The organism is Pseudomonas sp. Z3-8 (assembly GCF_051131975.1).
Classification (GTDB): domain Bacteria; phylum Pseudomonadota; class Gammaproteobacteria; order Pseudomonadales; family Pseudomonadaceae; genus Aquipseudomonas.
Map to the genome: position 1 here is coordinate 3,352,223 of NZ_CP071643.1, position 16,137 is coordinate 3,368,359.

The 16,137-nt window shown below is 57.5% G+C and carries 14 protein-coding genes and 2 pseudogenes; 6 read left to right on the forward strand and 10 right to left on the reverse strand.

Annotated features, from left to right (window positions below):
• Positions 1–50: 50 nt before the first annotated feature.
• The gene (locus J3P94_RS15255) at positions 51–944 is read right to left on the reverse strand and encodes a LysR family transcriptional regulator (RefSeq protein ID WP_434568629.1); all 894 of its coding nucleotides are present in this window, start codon (positions 942–944) and stop codon (positions 51–53) included.
• Between the two features lie 230 nt (positions 945–1,174).
• Here J3P94_RS15255 and J3P94_RS15260 point away from each other — a divergent pair, with 230 nt between their 5' ends.
• Together J3P94_RS15260 and J3P94_RS15265 are read left to right on the forward strand one after the other, a co-directional pair.
• Complete coding sequence (locus J3P94_RS15260) at positions 1,175–1,516, forward strand: cyclophilin-like fold protein (protein ID WP_434568630.1); 342 nt, start codon at positions 1,175–1,177, stop codon at positions 1,514–1,516.
• A gap of 25 nt (positions 1,517–1,541) precedes the next feature.
• Positions 1,542–2,570 carry an alpha/beta hydrolase gene (locus tag J3P94_RS15265; RefSeq protein WP_434568631.1) on the forward strand — a complete coding sequence of 343 codons (1,029 nt, stop codon included), beginning with the start codon at positions 1,542–1,544 and terminating at the stop codon, positions 2,568–2,570.
• Between the two features lie 288 nt (positions 2,571–2,858).
• Here the strand turns inward: J3P94_RS15265 and J3P94_RS15270 are convergent, their stop codons facing one another.
• Positions 2,859–3,815, reverse strand: coding sequence for an aromatic alcohol reductase (locus J3P94_RS15270; RefSeq protein ID WP_434568632.1), 957 nt, complete (start codon positions 3,813–3,815; stop codon positions 2,859–2,861).
• Positions 3,816–3,911: 96 nt separating this feature from the next.
• Between J3P94_RS15270 and J3P94_RS15275 the strand changes: the two are divergent.
• Positions 3,912–4,369, forward strand: a pseudogene (locus J3P94_RS15275) (winged helix-turn-helix transcriptional regulator).
• Positions 4,370–4,385: 16 nt separating this feature from the next.
• Here the strand turns inward: J3P94_RS15275 and J3P94_RS15280 are convergent.
• Positions 4,386–4,505 (reverse strand): annotated as a pseudogene (locus J3P94_RS15280) (transposase domain-containing protein); the annotation flags it as partial.
• A 294-nt stretch (positions 4,506–4,799) separates the two neighbouring features.
• Between J3P94_RS15280 and J3P94_RS15285 the strand changes: the two are divergent.
• The gene (locus J3P94_RS15285; RefSeq protein ID WP_434568633.1) at positions 4,800–5,657 is read left to right on the forward strand and encodes a lipase family protein; all 858 of its coding nucleotides are present in this window, start codon (positions 4,800–4,802) and stop codon (positions 5,655–5,657) included.
• A gap of 47 nt (positions 5,658–5,704) precedes the next feature.
• Here the strand turns inward: J3P94_RS15285 and J3P94_RS15290 are convergent, their stop codons facing one another.
• Entirely contained in the window at positions 5,705–6,823 is a 1,119-nt protein-coding gene (locus J3P94_RS15290) for a hypothetical protein (RefSeq protein WP_434568634.1), read from the reverse strand.
• Positions 6,824–7,010: 187 nt separating this feature from the next.
• Between J3P94_RS15290 and J3P94_RS15295 the strand changes: the two genes are divergently transcribed.
• Positions 7,011–7,904, forward strand: coding sequence for a LysR family transcriptional regulator (locus tag J3P94_RS15295; RefSeq protein WP_434568635.1), 894 nt, complete (start codon positions 7,011–7,013; stop codon positions 7,902–7,904).
• Here J3P94_RS15295 and J3P94_RS15300 read toward each other — a convergent pair.
• Positions 7,892–9,055, reverse strand: coding sequence for a (R)-mandelonitrile lyase (locus J3P94_RS15300; RefSeq protein ID WP_434568636.1), 1,164 nt, complete (start codon positions 9,053–9,055; stop codon positions 7,892–7,894). The genes J3P94_RS15295 and J3P94_RS15300 overlap by 13 nt on opposite strands.
• Before the next feature lie 527 nt (positions 9,056–9,582).
• On the opposite strand from J3P94_RS15300, the gene J3P94_RS15305 reads away from it, so the two are divergent.
• Positions 9,583–10,626: an RHS repeat-associated core domain-containing protein gene (locus tag J3P94_RS15305; protein ID WP_434568637.1), complete on the forward strand. Its 1,044-nt coding sequence runs from the start codon at positions 9,583–9,585 to the stop codon at positions 10,624–10,626.
• Between the two features lie 66 nt (positions 10,627–10,692).
• On the opposite strand, the gene J3P94_RS15310 is transcribed toward J3P94_RS15305, so the two are convergent.
• From J3P94_RS15310 to J3P94_RS15330, 5 genes are all read right to left on the reverse strand, one after another.
• Entirely contained in the window at positions 10,693–11,139 is a 447-nt protein-coding gene (locus J3P94_RS15310) for an HIT family protein (RefSeq protein WP_434568638.1), read from the reverse strand.
• Positions 11,140–11,159: 20 nt separating this feature from the next.
• Positions 11,160–11,522: a response regulator gene (locus J3P94_RS15315; protein ID WP_434568639.1), complete on the reverse strand. Its 363-nt coding sequence runs from the start codon at positions 11,520–11,522 to the stop codon at positions 11,160–11,162.
• Complete coding sequence (locus J3P94_RS15320; RefSeq protein WP_434568640.1) at positions 11,519–13,702, reverse strand: PAS domain-containing sensor histidine kinase; 2,184 nt, start codon at positions 13,700–13,702, stop codon at positions 11,519–11,521. The genes J3P94_RS15315 and J3P94_RS15320 overlap by 4 nt, the downstream gene beginning before the upstream one ends.
• Positions 13,703–13,889: 187 nt before the next feature.
• Entirely contained in the window at positions 13,890–14,720 is an 831-nt protein-coding gene (locus J3P94_RS15325) for an amidohydrolase family protein (protein ID WP_434568641.1), read from the reverse strand.
• 27 nt (positions 14,721–14,747) lie between these two features.
• Positions 14,748–16,037: an MFS transporter gene (locus J3P94_RS15330; RefSeq protein ID WP_434568642.1), complete on the reverse strand. Its 1,290-nt coding sequence runs from the start codon at positions 16,035–16,037 to the stop codon at positions 14,748–14,750.
• Positions 16,038–16,137 lie beyond the last annotated feature (100 nt).

Sequence of the window (16,137 nt, forward strand, 5' to 3'; positions counted from 1 at the left end):
CAAGATAGACGATGCAACGACTCTCTGACGGACCCGAGCGCCTGCCAGTGTCAGTTGATATTACGCAATGCATTGGCAACCAGGGTAAACGCGGGCGACGGTTGCCGTCGGCTGGGGTAATAAAGGTAGTACCCGGGAAACGGCGCGCACCAATCCTCCAGTACGCGCACCAGCCGGCCCGCCTGGAGGTGCGGTTCGAATTCTTCTTCAGGCAGGTACGCCACCCCCAATCCGGCCAGCGCGGCTTCGACGATGTGGGTCGATGTGTTGAAGATCAACTGCCCATCCACCCGGACGTTCACTTCCTTGCCGCGCCGCTCGAAATCCCAGACATACAGCCCGCCCGACGTCGGCATACGCTGATTGATGCAGCGATGGCCGAGCAGGTCGCGCGGGCTCTTCGGAATGGCGCGACTGGCGAAGTATTCAGGTGAAGCGACAGCAGCCATCCGCAACGCAGGGCCTATCGGCACGGCCACCATGTCTTTGTCGATGGTATCGCCCAGGCGCACCCCCGCATCAAAGCGATCCGCGACGATGTCCCGGAACCCGTAACACACATCGAACTCGACGTTGATGTCCGGGTACTCGTGCAGCAATCCGGTCAGCTTGGGCAGCAAGGTCGTGCGTAATACGTGATCGCCACAGGTGATGCGCACGGTGCCAGCGGGCTTGTCGCGCATTTCCGTAAGCCTGTCCAGCTCGGTTTCTATTTCATCGAAACGATTACCGATGGCTTGCAGCAACCGTTCGCCGGCGATGGTTGGCGATACGCTGCGGGTGGTTCGCGTCAGCAAGCGGATCTGCAAACGCGCCTCCAGGCCACTGATCGCCTGGCTCAGCGCCGACTGGGTGACGCCTAGTGCACCGGCAGCACGAGTAAAACTGCCCTCCCTCGCCACGGTGACGAAAGACAGCAGATCGTTGAGATTGCGTTTGACCATGGCGAAGCACTTCAAGAGCTATTGATTAGCCAGGCTTATAGCCTTGTTAAGTACTCATTAGCTAGTCGCATCAGTGCTCGCGCGTCACCATGGGCCCCATGAACAGAACCCGACACAGAACCCCGATGCGCTCTGCCAGCCTTGGTTTGCTTGCCTCTTTGCTCCTGCTGGGCAGTTGCATGGCCGGGGGCGATGCCGCATCGGCCTCTTTGACAGCGGAGAAACCTGACATGTGGATGATCGTCGGCGAACAACGCTTTGGCATCACTCTGGCCGATGCCACCGCAGCCCAATCGCTTGCCGCGTTAGCCCCGCTGACACTGGAGATGAACGATCTCAACCGCAACGAAAAATACGCCACCCTCCCCCGAGCGCTGCCCGTCAAGGCGAGCCGGCCGGGAACAATCCGCAACGGCGACCTGATGCTGTACGGCAAGGACACCCTGGTCGTCTTCTACAAGGACTTCAACTCAACCTACGCGTACACGCGCCTGGGCCACGTGAACGACACCTCAAGACTGGCTCAAGCGCTGGGCCTGGGGACGGTGCAAGTAACGTTCTCCCACGATTGATGCCAACGCATCGACAGGACCTCCCATGAAAAAGATCCTCGTTTTATTGACCCTTCTCGTCAGTTCGCTCTCAGCGATAGGAGCCGATATGTCCCACGGCGCAGACAATTTTTATAGCAGTGATGAAGTGACCGTACAGAAGGTCAACTTCAAGAACCAATACCAGATGAACGTGGCGGGCAACCTGTTCATTCCGAAAAAGCTCAATGGCAAGACCCGCAATCCGGCAATCGTCGTCGGCCATCCGATGGGAGCGGTGAAGGAGCAAAGCGCCAATCTGTATGCCACCAAGCTGGCGGAAAAAGGCTTCGTGACCCTTTCCCTGGATCTGTCGTTCTGGGGTGAAAGCGAGGGACGACCGCGCAATGCAGTCTCGCCGGATATCTATGCCGAGGACTTCAGCGCGGCGGTGGACTTTCTCAGTGCCCAGCCCTTTGTCGACAAGGAACGCATTGGCGCTCTCGGCATCTGTGGCAGCGGCAGCTTCGTGATCAGCGCCGCCAAGATCGATCCGCGTATGAAAGCCATCGCTACCGTGAGCATGTACGACATGGGCGGCGTCAATCGCAACGGATTGAAGCATTCCCAAACGCTGGACCAACGCCGCGCCATCATCGCCCAAGCCACCCAGCAGCGTAATGTCGAATTCGCCGGTGGCGAAACGCTCTACACCAGCGGCACCGTGCATCAACTGGATGAAAACACCCATCCTATCCAGCGTGAGTTCTTCGATTTCTACCGCACGCCCCGCGGCGAGTTCACGCCCGCCAGCTCTTCCAGGGACCTGACCACGCACCCGACGCTGACCAGCAACATCAAGTTCATGAATTTCTATCCGCTCAATGACATCGAGACTATCTCGCCTCATCCGATGCTGTTCATTGCCGGCGCCGATGCGCATTCCAGGGAGTTCAGCGAAGAGGCCTACAAGCTTGCCGGTCAACCCAAGGAACTGGTCATCATTCCAGGCGCCGGGCATGTCGATCTTTATGACCGGGTCGATCTGATTCCTTTCGATAAGTTGACGAGTTTCTTCAAGAGCAATTTGAAGTGACAATATGCGCCCTTCGCAGTAAGCGTCCGACGAACACACCTTCAGAATCCCCAATCATGGCAAGCGTTTCATTCATGCGCTGTGGTTGGCAGTCGGCGCTGAGCAAACTCAATAGTTGGTGGCTTTGGAGCGCCTCAGACCCTGGCAGATGGTGCGGAAAAGATAAATATTTGGACGTCTAGGATTACTAAACCCGTACCCCGCGGTTTTGCTTCGGTCATCAGCGCCCTTTATCAGGCTAAGGAGCTATTCAGTAGGTCAACTCCCTGCGCGAAAATGCTAGTTCGGCTACTGCACTTGTGCTGAAGAAGTTGCCAGATTTGCCCGGGCCCACTTCTCAGCGGTCGTGACTTGAATCGAGTGCTGCGCGTTGAATGTGCCTGCTTTAGGCCAGGCCACACCTCTGCCCTGAGCGAACACAGCGCGGTACTTCTTGATGTGATGCGTTGGGTCTTTCTCCAATTCTTGGAGCAAGTACGGAACAGTCCATACGTTACGTTTGAACGGGCGGCCCAGTAAACGTTCGAGGAGGCTCGCAACCTCTCCGTACGTCACGGTGTCTCCCGAGAGGTACACAATCTGATTGCGGAAGCGAGGTTCGAAGAAAACGATTTCCGCTGTCAACGCACCAATGTCGTCTGGAGTCGTAAGCGTCACGCTGGTCTCAAGACTGCCCAGCGCGTTCACGGTATCGTTTTCGAAGTCAACCACCTCGAATACAGGCTCGAAAAGGAAACTGGTGAACATACCCGTCGAGATGATTACCCATTCAGTTTTATCCTGGGCTCGAAGCAATTCGCGAACATCAAGCTGAGCATCGAACAGATCCTGAGGACTGCCCCGACCGATTACCTCGAAGTCGACACCAAACTGCCACGGGAAGTAGCGCTTCACACCGGACTTCAGAGCAGCGGTAGCCAGTTTCATCGGGGTTTCCCGGCCTGCAACCATGCCTGCACAGCCGATTACGGTATCGAAACGTGCGAAAACTTCAGCCAACTGATCGATTGAGTCATTTACGAGGTCTGCGACTACCATTTGGATGCCGAGCCCCCGAAGCTCATCGATTTCGACCTTTTTCTCGGGTACCTCAGTGTTGATGGTCGAATCCCTGAGCAGCACGCTGATTGTGGAACCGGGCGCGCGCTTTGCTACCCGCGCAAGATTGCGCAAAACCGGTAGCCCAAGCTCACCGGCGCCTAGAACGAGAATGGATTGGGGGGAAAACTGGGTCACTTCGATCATGATTTCTCCTGATACCTGTTGCCTGTAAGATGAACAAATGCTTGCACGATTTGGCAAGGCTCGTAAGAAGGCACACCTGTGATACCAGAGAAAGAAATGACCGATCAGGAGGCTCTCAGCCAGGCAGAGACAATCTGCCGAACGCTTAGAGAAAACGATGATGGCGTCAGGCGGGAAGTGCTTGCTCACGCAGGCAGCCGCTGGTCGTTGGGTATCCTGCATGCCTTGGGGGTGTACGGCACGATGCGTCATGCCGAAATAAAAAGGCAGATGACTGGGGTGACTCAGCGGATGTTGACCAAGACACTACGCTCCATGGAGAGGGATGGCCTAGTGGTTCGGCGGGAGTTCGGTGAAATCCCGCCACGTGTCGAGTATGAACTGACGCCGCTGGGTATGGGACTGTTGATCCGCATGTCTCCTATCTGGACTTGGGTTGTCGAGAACGTTGAGGGTTTCCGCAAGGCGCGGCGTATTTTCGACAGTCAGGATGACAAAAAACCCGCATGGCAAATACCTACATGACACCATTAGGCTCAGAAGCGTCTGACTGATGTAGCTCACAGCGTATTAAGAGCCCTGTGCCCATTGATGCGGTAGTAATTGGTCAATCGCACTGGCCCTCTGTGTCGGCAACCGCGTCAGTACATCCTTGAGATACGCGAACGGATCATGCCCGTTCATGCGTGCCAAATCCGGTATCGCGCCTGTATTGAGCGCGGGTAACGGTTGGCTGTAAAAAATGGAACGTATGGCGAGCGGTTATTGAAGTACGCCTTGATAGTTTTTCACCAAACATATTCGTAGCACTGCCCTTGGACTCGCACTCTCTTCGCCTGTCGCCCAAGGACATAATTGTTGCGGGCCCTCGCCCTTTTCGGCGCCTGAGATGCAAGACCGGCGCGGTCAAAACTGATACTAGACTCCAATGCACCTACTTCACCTCAGCGATGCATGAGCAGCAAGGGCCACCGAATGCACAACATGGAATCACTCAAAACTTTTCTGGAGTTGGCAAGGGCGAGTAAAGCCGCATATGCCAGCCCGATAGTTCATAAGTACCACAGTTACAAAGGCAAGCCCTTCGAGGAGCAGAGAATAATCCACGGTTCTATCGGCAGAGGGTTTTGCCGCATCTTCTGGAACACCGAATCGGTCGTAATATGTTTCAGAGGTACGAGAGAAAGTGTTGATTGGCAGATCTCGAATCTGAGAGCTTTTCCGACTCAGCTGCGAGACTGCCCGGAAACCTCGAACACCTTCGTCCATAGGGGATTCCAAGGGACACTAGACTACGTCGATAAGACCACTCACCTGCGTAGCCTCGATGCGATATTTCTTTGCCTTGAGAAAAACCGCCTGCTAGATAAAAAGATTGCGATCACCGGACACTCGCTCGGAGGAGCTTTAGCGATATTGTTCGCCGTCAAGCTGCGAAGCTTGCACCCTGACAAAGTCAAAGAAAACCTTGAAGAGATAGTAACCTTCGGTTCCCCTGCTGTTGGCCTTTCTGCATTCAAGAAACACTACGGAACACTAGGTAATAAAACCGTACGACTGATAAATAACGCCGACGCAGTTCCTTTCACGCCACCGTTTTTCTATAAGCATGTGGGATCCGAAATATGGCTGCAGCATGAAGGTATCTCTACAAGTGCTGGCTGGGCGGGGCGGTTCATCAAAGCCATCAGTGGCCCCGTGTCGAATTTTTCGTCCGATCACTCAATAACACAATATATATTGAAGCTGAAGGCCCTTATAAACGCAAAACAAATAATCTGGAACGACGATACAAGCCTTCCGGCCTTGTTAAACGAGAGCGAGCGGGAGAGCAATACATGACCAAGGCCACCCATTGGTGACCTGGCTTTCAGCGACATGAAGATCCGCTACATCGCGCCTCGGCGTAACTCTTCAATAACCTCTTTCAAGCCCTTGGAGTCGATCACCATTTCCTTTCCGATTGATTCCCCAGGCTTTAGCTTGCGCATCACAGCCATACTCTTATCATCATAAATAAAAAGCTGTGCACCCGACGGAACTGTAACGGTAGTAGCGACTCTAGAACCCGGCACCAGACCAGCAACTGGCGTCGTATCAACCTCTTCGCCGCCACCGCTGGATTCAACCGACTGCTCTTGTTGGCCTAAGCCTTTCACTGTCAGGTCTCTAGCGAAAACTGCAGAGCACCTAGCCCTGAGTATGGCCGGTACCTTCCCTTCGCCAATGCTCTCGTACAGATCCAGGCATAGATAAAACTGGTCATCCACCCCAATAACCGAGCCAGCGATTTTCTCGACACTGGCGGCGATAACAGCCAATACGTCTTTACTCACCTCGCTCGTGCTCGCCACTGTAGATGCGCTTGATCCTGAGGCGCTGACTAGCGACTTCCTAGCCTCCTTCAGTGCACCTTCGATGGAGTCGATAGACACTTTCAACTGCTTGGCTTCATCCGTTGATGCATCCATCGCCTTGTACTTGGTGTTCGCCGCATTGAGCTGGCTGGTCAGCTCTAGCACGGTGCCCGCTCTATCGGCTGTGGCCGAGCCGCTCAGCGTTACGCTCGGGCTACGAACAACTCCCGTAAGCTGTTCGATCGCCATCAGAGCAACCGTATTGCGCTGGTTCCTGGTCAGCATCATGCGGTACGCGCTCGGTGTGATTCCAGAGTTGCCGTAAGCTTGGCAAATGCTGAAAAGCTGGTCCCTCAGCAGCTGAATCGAATGGGTCCGTAGACCAATACTTGCACCCGACTCCTGAAATGCTGCTGCCAGCGCAGCCACATTCTCTTTCTCTACAGATAGCGAACCTGCCAATGTCTTAAGCGCATCCGGGCTGGGCTCGGGACATAGCACTTCGGTTTTCTTGCCACTTGCATCCATCCGAGTGGAATAGGTTAACAACCGCTCATCGGCCTCAAGGACTCGAGACTTTTGATAGGGGGCACAGGCAGTCAGCAAACAAAACGTCACAGCCACTACAGTCAAGCAAGTCACGTTTATCATTGATCTCTTCCCTAAATATGCGAGGACCTTCAGCGATAGATGCAAGCCAACTTAGAGTAGAAGGCAAATTGCTATGCCGCTGCGCTTTTTAGTTAAAAGTGGTCAAGCAAAGCCATCGCCACTAGAAAGCTCTTAATTAATTCTCGCAATGCCATAATCCCACCCTACTTATACCAGAGACAGCTCAATGACCACTGAACGCTACGACCAACTCGCCATCTTCTCAGTCGTGGCCCAAGAGCGCAGCTTCACTCGGGCGGCGGCCAGGCTTGGCATGTCGCAACCGGCACTGAGTCGGGCGATGCGACAACTGGAAGAACGGCTGGGAGTCCGGCTGTTGTCGCGTACCACGCGAAGTGTTGCCCCGACCCAAGCGGGCGAACGGCTGTTGCGGGTGGTCGCGCCGCGGTTTGAAGAGATCGATCAGGAGATGGCGATGCTCAGTGAGTTTCGCGATAAGCCGGCCGGTAAATTGCGCATCACCGCTGGCGAGCATTCTGCAATCACCGTGCTCAAGCCGGTTCTCGCCAAGCTGCTGCCGGACAATCCCGACCTGAACATCGAGATCATCGTCGACTACGCCTTTACCGACATCGTCGCTGAGGGGTTCGATGCCGGCGTGCGGCTGGGCCCGCAGGTCGCCAAGGACATGATCGCCATGCGCATTGGCCCCGACATGCGCATGGCGGTCGTCGGCTCGCCGACGTACTTCGCCCAACATCCCAAGCCGCTGATTCCAAACGACCTGACGGCGCACAATTGCATCAACTTGCGCATGCCGACTCATGGCGGCCTGTATGTCTGGGAATTCGAAAAAAGCGGTCAGGAACTGCAAGTCCGGGTAGAAGGCCAACTGGTTTTCAACACGATCGCCATGCGCCTGGAGGCGACGCTCCAGGGTTTGGGGTTGGCCTTCATGCCGGAAGATCTGGTGCTGGATGCTGTCGCGCAAGGCCGGCTGATCCGGGTACTGGACGATTGGTGCGAGCCGTTTTCCGGCTATCATCTGTACTACCCGAGTCGCCGCCAGACCTCTCCGGCCTTCACGCTGCTGCGCGAAGCCTTGCGTTACGAGGACTGACTGGCATCCAGTGCCTCAGCGGCACGCTTGGCCGCAGCGGCCTCGCCCTGCTCGTCCAGCAGCTGGATCAATTGGCGCAATTGCGCAGCGCTCAATCCGACCCGCAAGCTCGCAGCCATGTGTGAACGCAGTTGTGACTCCACCCCTGGGGTCACGGCCAGCGCGGCGACCGTCGCCAGCTCCCGGCTTTGCCAGTCCAGGTTGTCGCGCTCGAAAATATCGCCGAACAGGTGCGTCTGCAGATATTGGTTGATGACCGGGGCGAAGTCGAACAGCGGCCCTTGGACAGGCGCACCGGCGATCCGTGTCTGGTTGGCCTTGCCCGCCGCCAGTAATGCATCGCCGGTAGGAATCGGGCGAGTCGGCGCGCGCCCCGGAGCATCCTGCACGCCGCGTTGCTTTCGGGCCTCCACGACTTTCATCAATTCGCCCAGCGCGTTGAGGCTGCGGGGAAACCCGCTGTAAGCGTAGAGCTGCACCAGGATTTCCTTCGCCTCGCTGACGCTGAGACCCGCATCCAGCCCTTTATTCAAGGCGCTATCGAGAGCCGGCATGTTGCTTGTGGCCATGGCGGCGGCGATCAGCGGAATGGCTCGCTGTCTGGCCGACAGGGTTTGTGAAACCGCCGCAGCATCTGGCTTGGCCGATGATGTCAGCGTTCCACCGGCGCCGTATTGCTCCTCGCTGACCTTCTCCAACCACTGCACATTCTTGCCCTCCACCGTGCCGGTCAAGGCCAGATGAGTCATGGCGGTGTCCGGCGCGGCGCCATGCCAATGCTTGACGCCAGCAGGACAAACGACCACGTCGCCGGGACGGATTTGCTGCACCGGCTTGCCCCATTCCTGCGTCAGGCCCACGCCGGAGACCACTACCAATCGCTGACCGGCGGGATGGGTATGCCAGGCCGAGCGCGCGCCCGGTTCGAAAGTGACGTAGGCGCCAGACACGTTGATCTCTTCCGTTGCTGGGAACAGCGGGTCCACACGCACTTTTCCGGTGAAATAGTCCGCCGGTCCCGCGGCGGAAGCCTGGCTGCCCGCCCGGCTGATCTGTTGTGAATTGCGCGACTCGCTGGCGCTTTCCGGGCCAGCGGCGTCGGCAAAAGGCGCTGCCGCGCATAACGCAAGATAAAAGGTGCTTGCCTTCATTGGGTTTGCCTCTCTATGGATATCCTTGAGAAGCAAACTACCCGGGCATCATTGATCGATAAACCATGGCAATGACATAGGACTCATATCGAAATCACATAAATGAGCCAGTACGAGAGCGGCGGGCTGCCCTATCTACGCGGACGAATGCATCAACCGTGGCGAGGGAGCTTGCTCCCGCTGGGCCGGTCCGACGCTTCGGGCGAAGCGCCCCTGAATTAGCATCTCCCTTTTACCAGACACACCGCATGGCTCGGTTTTACGGCGGCTGCGCCACCGAGCGGGAGCAAGCTCCCTCGCCACGGTGGGTGTATTGGCTCAGCCCCGGGGCCGACAGCGGCAGCCAATATGGGGCCTGACTACGCGCTTTTGAGCAAACGCGGCTAGGCATGCTCTGCGCAAACTGGCAGGTCTGGAACACGGTATTCGCTGTCCCACATTTTTCACCTAACAAATTTGCTAGCTATACAGCTCTGGTAAACGGGGAGATTGTGAGGTGTCGATAATTATTCCCCCGAGCTTGGCACATGAACGAACTACGTAAAATCACCGCCAACGTCTATGTTTACGACCCCTTGGATCGGTTGGTGAACGCTCACTCGACTCAACGGTTCTCCAACGGCAGCCGTATTGCGACCGAGATTCAAGGAGAGCGGAGAAGCTGTTTTTTCGAACATGAGGCGATGCCTCTGGCAGAGTTACACCCCGGCGATGTTGTCACCTTGCTTGCCACGGATCAGCAAAGATCGGTGCTGCACGGTGTCAGTCATGCAATTAGCCAACCGCAGAGTTACGCCCCTTACGGCCATCGTCCAAAGACGAATGGGTTACTTAACGTACTGGGATTCAACGGCGAACGGCCAGACCCAGTCACGGGCCATTATCTGTTGGGGCAAGGACATAGATCCTACAACCCCATACTGATGCGTTTTAATTCCCCTGATTCTTTAAGTCCTTTTGACGAGGGTGGCATTAATTCGTATGCTTACTGCTCAGGAGACCCTATAAATTACATCGACCCCACCGGCACCAACTCAATCTTCAGCTTGATCTCCGACGGACTTAACTTATTTAGAAACCGAACAACCAGAGCCTATTATAAAAGCTCTGGAAAATTAAGGGCCAGAGCATCTTCATCTCTCGCTAACGTTGAATCAGCACCTCGAACAATAGCCGGTGAAGATGTGGTGTTGAAATGGAATATAAAATACAGTAAAACGTCAATAAAAACCATATCCAAAAAAAGTGACTTGGGGATCCTGGAGCAGCCTGGGCGGGTGAACAAGTATGTATTAAACAAGGATAACACCCTTGTTGTGGGATCAATTGCAGATGATATGGATGAAAGCATAGTCCCTTCGCATGCAAGCATAATAAAATACGCAGCCACTCACGATAACGTAAGCCGCGAAGTGGTAAGTGCGGGCTATATAATAAGGTCTGATGACGGATACATCGTCACCAACCATTCCGGTCATTACATGCCAAAACCCAAAAGAACAACGCTCGCCAAGTTCAAATTAAGAGCTTTAGGTGTTAGAGCCAGCTCTGAAAACATAGACTTTACTTAGAGGGTATAGACGCAATCGATCGTGGTGCATGATTAGTCGCCATGCCCTCTCATTCCAAGCATGGGTTCACTCTGCTTGAGAATCAATCCGCTCCACCAGCCGCGCCTGCAACGCTTCAAGCTCCTGCGGATCGGCCTTGCCCCGTCCATGAGCCTCGGGCGCCTCGCCGTTCCAGCGCGGGATGATGTGGACGTGGATATGGAAGACCGTTTGCCCGGCGGGCGCGCCGTTGAACTGCGCGATCTGCACGCCATCCGGCTGCAGCTCGTCGACGAGGATGCGAGTGAGGCGTTGCGCCGCCGACATCATCTTGCCCAGCACCGCGGGGTCGACATCAAGAATATTGCGCGCCTGGGCCGCCTTCGGGATGACCAGCACATGACCGCGCGACTGCGGAAAAATATCGAGGAAGGCCAGTACATCGGCGTCTTCGTAGATTTTATAGCAGGGCGCTTCGCCGCGAAGAATCAGCGCAAAGATGTTCTGCGGATCGTATTGGCCGTACAAGCTCATGGTTGCTCCTCGCAAATACTTCAATTTTTCAGCGTCAGCGCTATCTTCAGCTGCAATTCGTTTTCGGAAAAGGGCTTGTGCAGAACCGGACACTGGGCGAAGTCAGCGGGCAGGCCGCTGACGCCGTATCCGGTGCTGAACAGGAAAGGAACGTTACGAGCGCGCAGGATATCAGCCACCGGGAACACCCGTTCACCAGCCAGATTGACGTCCAGGATTGCCAGGTCAACCTCCAGGGTGTCCGCTTTTTCTCGAGCCTGGGCGAGTCGTGGGACTGACGCCACCACCGTGCAGCCCAGCTCTTCGAGCATTTCCTCGATCAGCATGGCGACCGCGCCTTCGTCCTCGACAAGCAGAACCCTGATACCAGCAAACCGGTTCATGCAGATTGCTCAACGACCATGAACGAGAAGCGACAGAGAACGCCCTCAGGTGCAAAAGTCAGGACAAAAATTCCGCCAAGATCGCGCTCGATACAGCGCTTCATCAACCGCGAACCGAGCCCTTCCCGTTCCGGCGGAAACACCGGGGGGCCGCCCTGCTCGCGCCAATCCAAGGTCAGCAAGGTGCCGTTCGATTGCGGCTGGACGTTCCAGTTCAGCGAAAGCCTGCCCGTCTCGACCGACATCGCGCCGTACTTGAGCGCATTGATCGCCAGTTCGTTGAGGGTCATGGTCAGGCCGAGCGCGACCCGGGTATCGACGTCGATGGCATCACCCTCGATGGTGATACGGCCAGGGTCGGCCCCGAATATCGGCACCAGCACTTCCCGGGCCAGGGAGGCCAGTGGAGTCTGGCCCCAATGCCGCCTCGTCAACAGATCGTGGGCGCGGGACAACGCGAGAAGCCGGGCTTCGAAACGGTTGTAACCATCCTTGGCATCCACCGCATTGCGGGCGGTCTGGGCTGCCAGGGATTGCACCGTGGCCAGGGTATTCTTGACCCGGTGGTTGAGCTCGTCGATCAGGGTTTTCTGCCGGTCTTCGGCCTGCTTGCGCTCGGAGATGTCCACCAGCATGTTGATGGCGCCGACCAGGTTGCCCTCCGCGTCGTGCAGCGGCGTGGGATAAGGCGCGAACGGGACCCGGCTGCCGTCGGGACGCTCCGCGACTGCCTCGACCCCACGTATCGGCCGGTTTTCCTTCAAGGCCACTGCCATCGGGCACTGGTCGTGGGGCAGGAAATTGCCATCGGTTGTGAACAGTTTCCAGGTCACGCACCAAAGGTCGCCCAATTCAGGCGTACGCCCCGACAACTCGACCGCCGCCCGGTTGAAAAAATTGATCCGGCCTTGCGCGTCCGTGGTATAGACCGCCGCGGGCAGCGCCTCGAGCAGGTTGCGCATGTGCCGTTCGCTTTCGAGGATCTGGTTTTCCATGCGCCGCGCCTGCGTGACGTCCTGGATAACCCGCACGCCATAACGAAACACGCCTTGGGAGTCCCGGACCGATGAGCTGTGGATGTCCAGGTAGACGGTTTCGCCGTCAGGCTTGAAGGCGCGTTTGCGCAGCACGTAGTTATCCAGCTCGCCCGCCACCTGGCGAGCATACAGCGCGGCGTCTTCGTCGGTGCTGTCGGAGTGGGTATACCCCAGGAAAGTCATGTTCAGCAGTTCTTCGCGCGAGCGCCCGAGCATGTTGCAGAGCGCATCGTTGACCCGCAACAGACGGCCATCCGCCCCGGCTTCGGCAATGCCGATCGTCGCCGCCTCGTAGGTCGCGGACAACCGGTCGTCGCTCTCCTGGCGCGCCGTCTCGGCCGCATGGACCGAGGTCACGTCCACGGTGAAGCACCGGGTGTTGAAAAGCTTGCCGTCCTCGAACCGCCCGTTGGAGGTGATGGTGACATGCTTGATCGAACCATCCTTGGCTCGAAGGCGAGCCGGATAGTCTTCCAGGCATTCGCCGTTGCTTAATTTGCTCAGGATGTCGCCGATGACCGGCTCATCGACATGGAACTCGGTGATGTGGCGGCCGATGTACTCCTGCGCCGAATAACCGAGCAAGGCCAATTCAGCCTTGTTGGCACGCACAATGGTGCCCTCGCCGCTGACGATGTGCAGGCCCACCGCACTGTTTTCAAAGAAATCTTCCAGGTCGGCATTCTTGCGCCGTAGCTCTTCGGCCATCGCGTGGTGCGCCGAGACGTCCTGAAAACAGTTGATCGCCCCTTGGATAGTGCCCTGCTCATCCCTCAGGGCCCGGATGTTCACCAGCGCGACGATCCGCGAGCCGTCCGGACGCTCGATGAACACCTCCTGGTTGCGCGTCGCCGTACCCGACTCCAGCGCCCAGGCCATCGGGCAGTCTTCCAATGCCAACGGCGTACCGTCGGCCAGGAACAGGCGATAGGAACCGCAGAAACGGTCGCCGCCCTCCCCCAACATCGGCGCTCGTCCCCACAAGGTGGCCGCCTCGCTGTTGTAGCGGACCAGCCAGCCGTTGTGATCACACAGATACACCGCGCCAGGAATGGCGTCGAGCGCGTTCGCGCCCATCGCCACAAGCCCTTCGTATTCGCTCGGTGTACGCGTCTCCCCGGGAAACGCTTCAATATTCGACATTTCGATCCCCAATCCGCCTGGCTGAATGCGCATGCTACCCAACGACCCGGTATCCCCTGAGTCGGCGATCCCAGCCCGGACTATTCCTTTACATGCCAGAGCGGATTTTTTCATGCAGCTGCAATGGATACTAGATCCTTATTCAACCTGCGAGTTCAGGAAAATTGCGCGGTATGGCACGCCAGTCTCAGAATCGGAACAACGCGCGGGGCGTTTCTACCATAAGCGCACGCATAAACGGCAAAGAAATCTGCAAATCCTGTAACTGGCGCGTCACCGTATCGAAGCTCACGACTGCCTCGTGTTGTGTATGCGGCCAGTCACTGCCCCACACCAGGCGATGGGCGCCGAAACTCAGCTCCAGCAGGCCCAATGCGGCCCTGGCAAATGCCAGATTCTGCCGCTCGGTCCCCGCCAGCCGGTAGATACCGGAGACCTTCATCCAGATTTGCCCGCTGGCGCCCAGCGCCATCAGCTCGGCATATCCTGGTTGATCTAGGCCCGAACGGGCATCGGGGCGACCGAAGTGGTCGACCACCAAGCGCACGCCGAACGGCATCAACTGGCGAATCAGTCCCGGCAGATGTTCTACCGGGGCATGCAATTCGACATGCCAATTCAATTCGGCAAGGTGGCCAAGGAAGTCTTTCCACAGGGTTTCGCGAAAGTCGGGCGAGGCCGTGCCCATCAGGTTCAAGCGAACGCCGACCACGCCCAGCCGCGCCATCTCCTCCAGCTCGACTCGGCTGATATCCGGTTCCACCACCACGACCCCGCGCAGTTGCTCCGGCGCCTGTTCCAGCGCGGCGAGCAGGTAGCGGTTATCGGTGCCGAGAAAGCTCGGCTGGACCAGAACCCCATGGCTCAAGCCATGGGTCTGCAAATGGTTCAGGTATTGCGCAAGCGTAGCGTCATAGTCCGGTGTGTAACGCCGCACGGCAGCCAGCTCCAGCTCACGGCTGAACACGTGGGCATGGCAGTCGATGCCGGTCATCGACGTAGTACAGGAATCAACCATGGTTCTCATCTATCAAAATTAAAGTGATCAGGCCCGGGCGCTCTCGCTGGCAGATGCCACGGCGGGCGCCGGTGACGCAGATGCCTCAAGGCTACGGCCGCGGGTTTCCGGCAGGCAAAGCGCCGCGAGCACAGCCACGCCGTAGGCGATGCCGGCGTCGATGCCGATGGCTGATCCCAGGGACATGGAATCGCTCATGTGCCCCACCAGGAACGGGAATACCGCCGACAGCACCCGGCCGAAGTTGTAGCAGAAACCGACGCCGGCACCGCGTACATCCGCCGGGTACAACTCGTTGAAGAACGCCCCGAGGCTGGCCGGAATGCCTGCTGCGAAAAAGCCGAGCGGAAAGCCCAGGAACAACATCTGCGTATTGCTCAGCGGCAGGAATACGTAGCACTGCACGGTCACCACACAGCACAGCGCGAACAACAGGATGTTCTTGCGCCGGCCGATGCGATCGATCAGCAAGCCACTGACGACACAACCGCACCAGAAGGCAAAGATGATCACCGCCAGGTAGCCGCCGGAATTGAGCACCGACAGGTTGCGCTCCGTCTTGAGGAAGGTCGGCAGCCAGGTCATCACCGCGTGATAACCGCCGTGGGCACCCAACCCGAGCAAACCGCCGAACAGCGTCACGCGAATCAGTTCCGGGCGAAAAATGCCGCCCAGGGACTTGAAGAAGCTCTGCGCAATTGCCTGTTCCTTTTGCAGGCGCTGGAAACTGTCCGGCTCCTCGACGTTACGCCGCACCCAGATGATCAGGAACGATGGCAGCAGGCCGACGATGAACATTATCCGCCAGGCCATGTCCTGCGGCACCAGGGAGTAGATCAGCGTAAAGACCCCGACAGCCAGCCCCCAACCCACCGCCCAGGCGCTCTGGACCGTGCCCATGACCTTGCCGCGGTATTTCGGGTTGATCGTCTCGGCCATCAGCACCGCACCGGCGGCCCACTCTCCGCCAATGCCAAAGCCCTGCAATGCCTTGACGATCAACAGTTGGTGGAAGCCCGTGACGAACGCGGACAGGAAGGTGAAGAACGAGAACCACAGGATCATCCATTGCAGCGTGCGCACCCGGCCATAACGGTCGGACAGCGTCCCGCCGACCCAGCCACCCAGGGCCGAGGTCACCAGCGTAACGCCGCTGATCAGCCCCGCATCGCCCTTGGACAAGGCGAACGCGGCGATCAACGCCGGTATCGCCAGGCCGAACATCTGGACTTCCAGCGCGTCGAGCGACCAGCCGCCAAAACACGCCCAAAATGTCTTGCGCTCCCGCGAAGTGATCTGGCGATACCAACTGAACATGATTCTTATCCTTATGAGTGGAACAAAAGGCAGCCGAGAGCGAACCGCGCCGCTACAGGGCCAGTCAGGAAAAACACACAGGGCAAGGGCAGCGGCGTTC

Excerpts from the sequence above, each read along its gene's own strand:
- J3P94_RS15265 (WP_434568631.1), top strand. The coding sequence starts at position 1,542 with ATGAAAAAGATCCTCGTTTTATTGACCCTTCTCGTCAGTTCGCTCTCA.
- J3P94_RS15270 (WP_434568632.1), bottom strand. The coding sequence starts at position 3,815 with ATGATCGAAGTGACCCAGTTTTCCCCCCAATCCATTCTCGTTCTAGGC.
- J3P94_RS15330 (WP_434568642.1), bottom strand. The coding sequence starts at position 16,037 with ATGTTCAGTTGGTATCGCCAGATCACTTCGCGGGAGCGCAAGACATTT.
- J3P94_RS15300 (WP_434568636.1), bottom strand. The coding sequence starts at position 9,055 with ATGAAGGCAAGCACCTTTTATCTTGCGTTATGCGCGGCAGCGCCTTTT.
- J3P94_RS15290 (WP_434568634.1), bottom strand. The coding sequence starts at position 6,823 with ATGATAAACGTGACTTGCTTGACTGTAGTGGCTGTGACGTTTTGTTTG.
- J3P94_RS15310 (WP_434568638.1), bottom strand. The coding sequence starts at position 11,139 with ATGAGCTTGTACGGCCAATACGATCCGCAGAACATCTTTGCGCTGATT.
- J3P94_RS15295 (WP_434568635.1), top strand. The coding sequence starts at position 7,011 with ATGACCACTGAACGCTACGACCAACTCGCCATCTTCTCAGTCGTGGCC.
- J3P94_RS15320 (WP_434568640.1), bottom strand. The coding sequence starts at position 13,702 with ATGTCGAATATTGAAGCGTTTCCCGGGGAGACGCGTACACCGAGCGAA.
- J3P94_RS15260 (WP_434568630.1), top strand. The coding sequence starts at position 1,175 with ATGTGGATGATCGTCGGCGAACAACGCTTTGGCATCACTCTGGCCGAT.
- J3P94_RS15305 (WP_434568637.1), top strand. The coding sequence starts at position 9,583 with ATGAACGAACTACGTAAAATCACCGCCAACGTCTATGTTTACGACCCC.
- J3P94_RS15315 (WP_434568639.1), bottom strand. The coding sequence starts at position 11,522 with ATGAACCGGTTTGCTGGTATCAGGGTTCTGCTTGTCGAGGACGAAGGC.
- J3P94_RS15255 (WP_434568629.1), bottom strand. The coding sequence starts at position 944 with ATGGTCAAACGCAATCTCAACGATCTGCTGTCTTTCGTCACCGTGGCG.
- J3P94_RS15325 (WP_434568641.1), bottom strand. The coding sequence starts at position 14,720 with ATGGTTGATTCCTGTACTACGTCGATGACCGGCATCGACTGCCATGCC.
- J3P94_RS15285 (WP_434568633.1), top strand. The coding sequence starts at position 4,800 with ATGGAATCACTCAAAACTTTTCTGGAGTTGGCAAGGGCGAGTAAAGCC.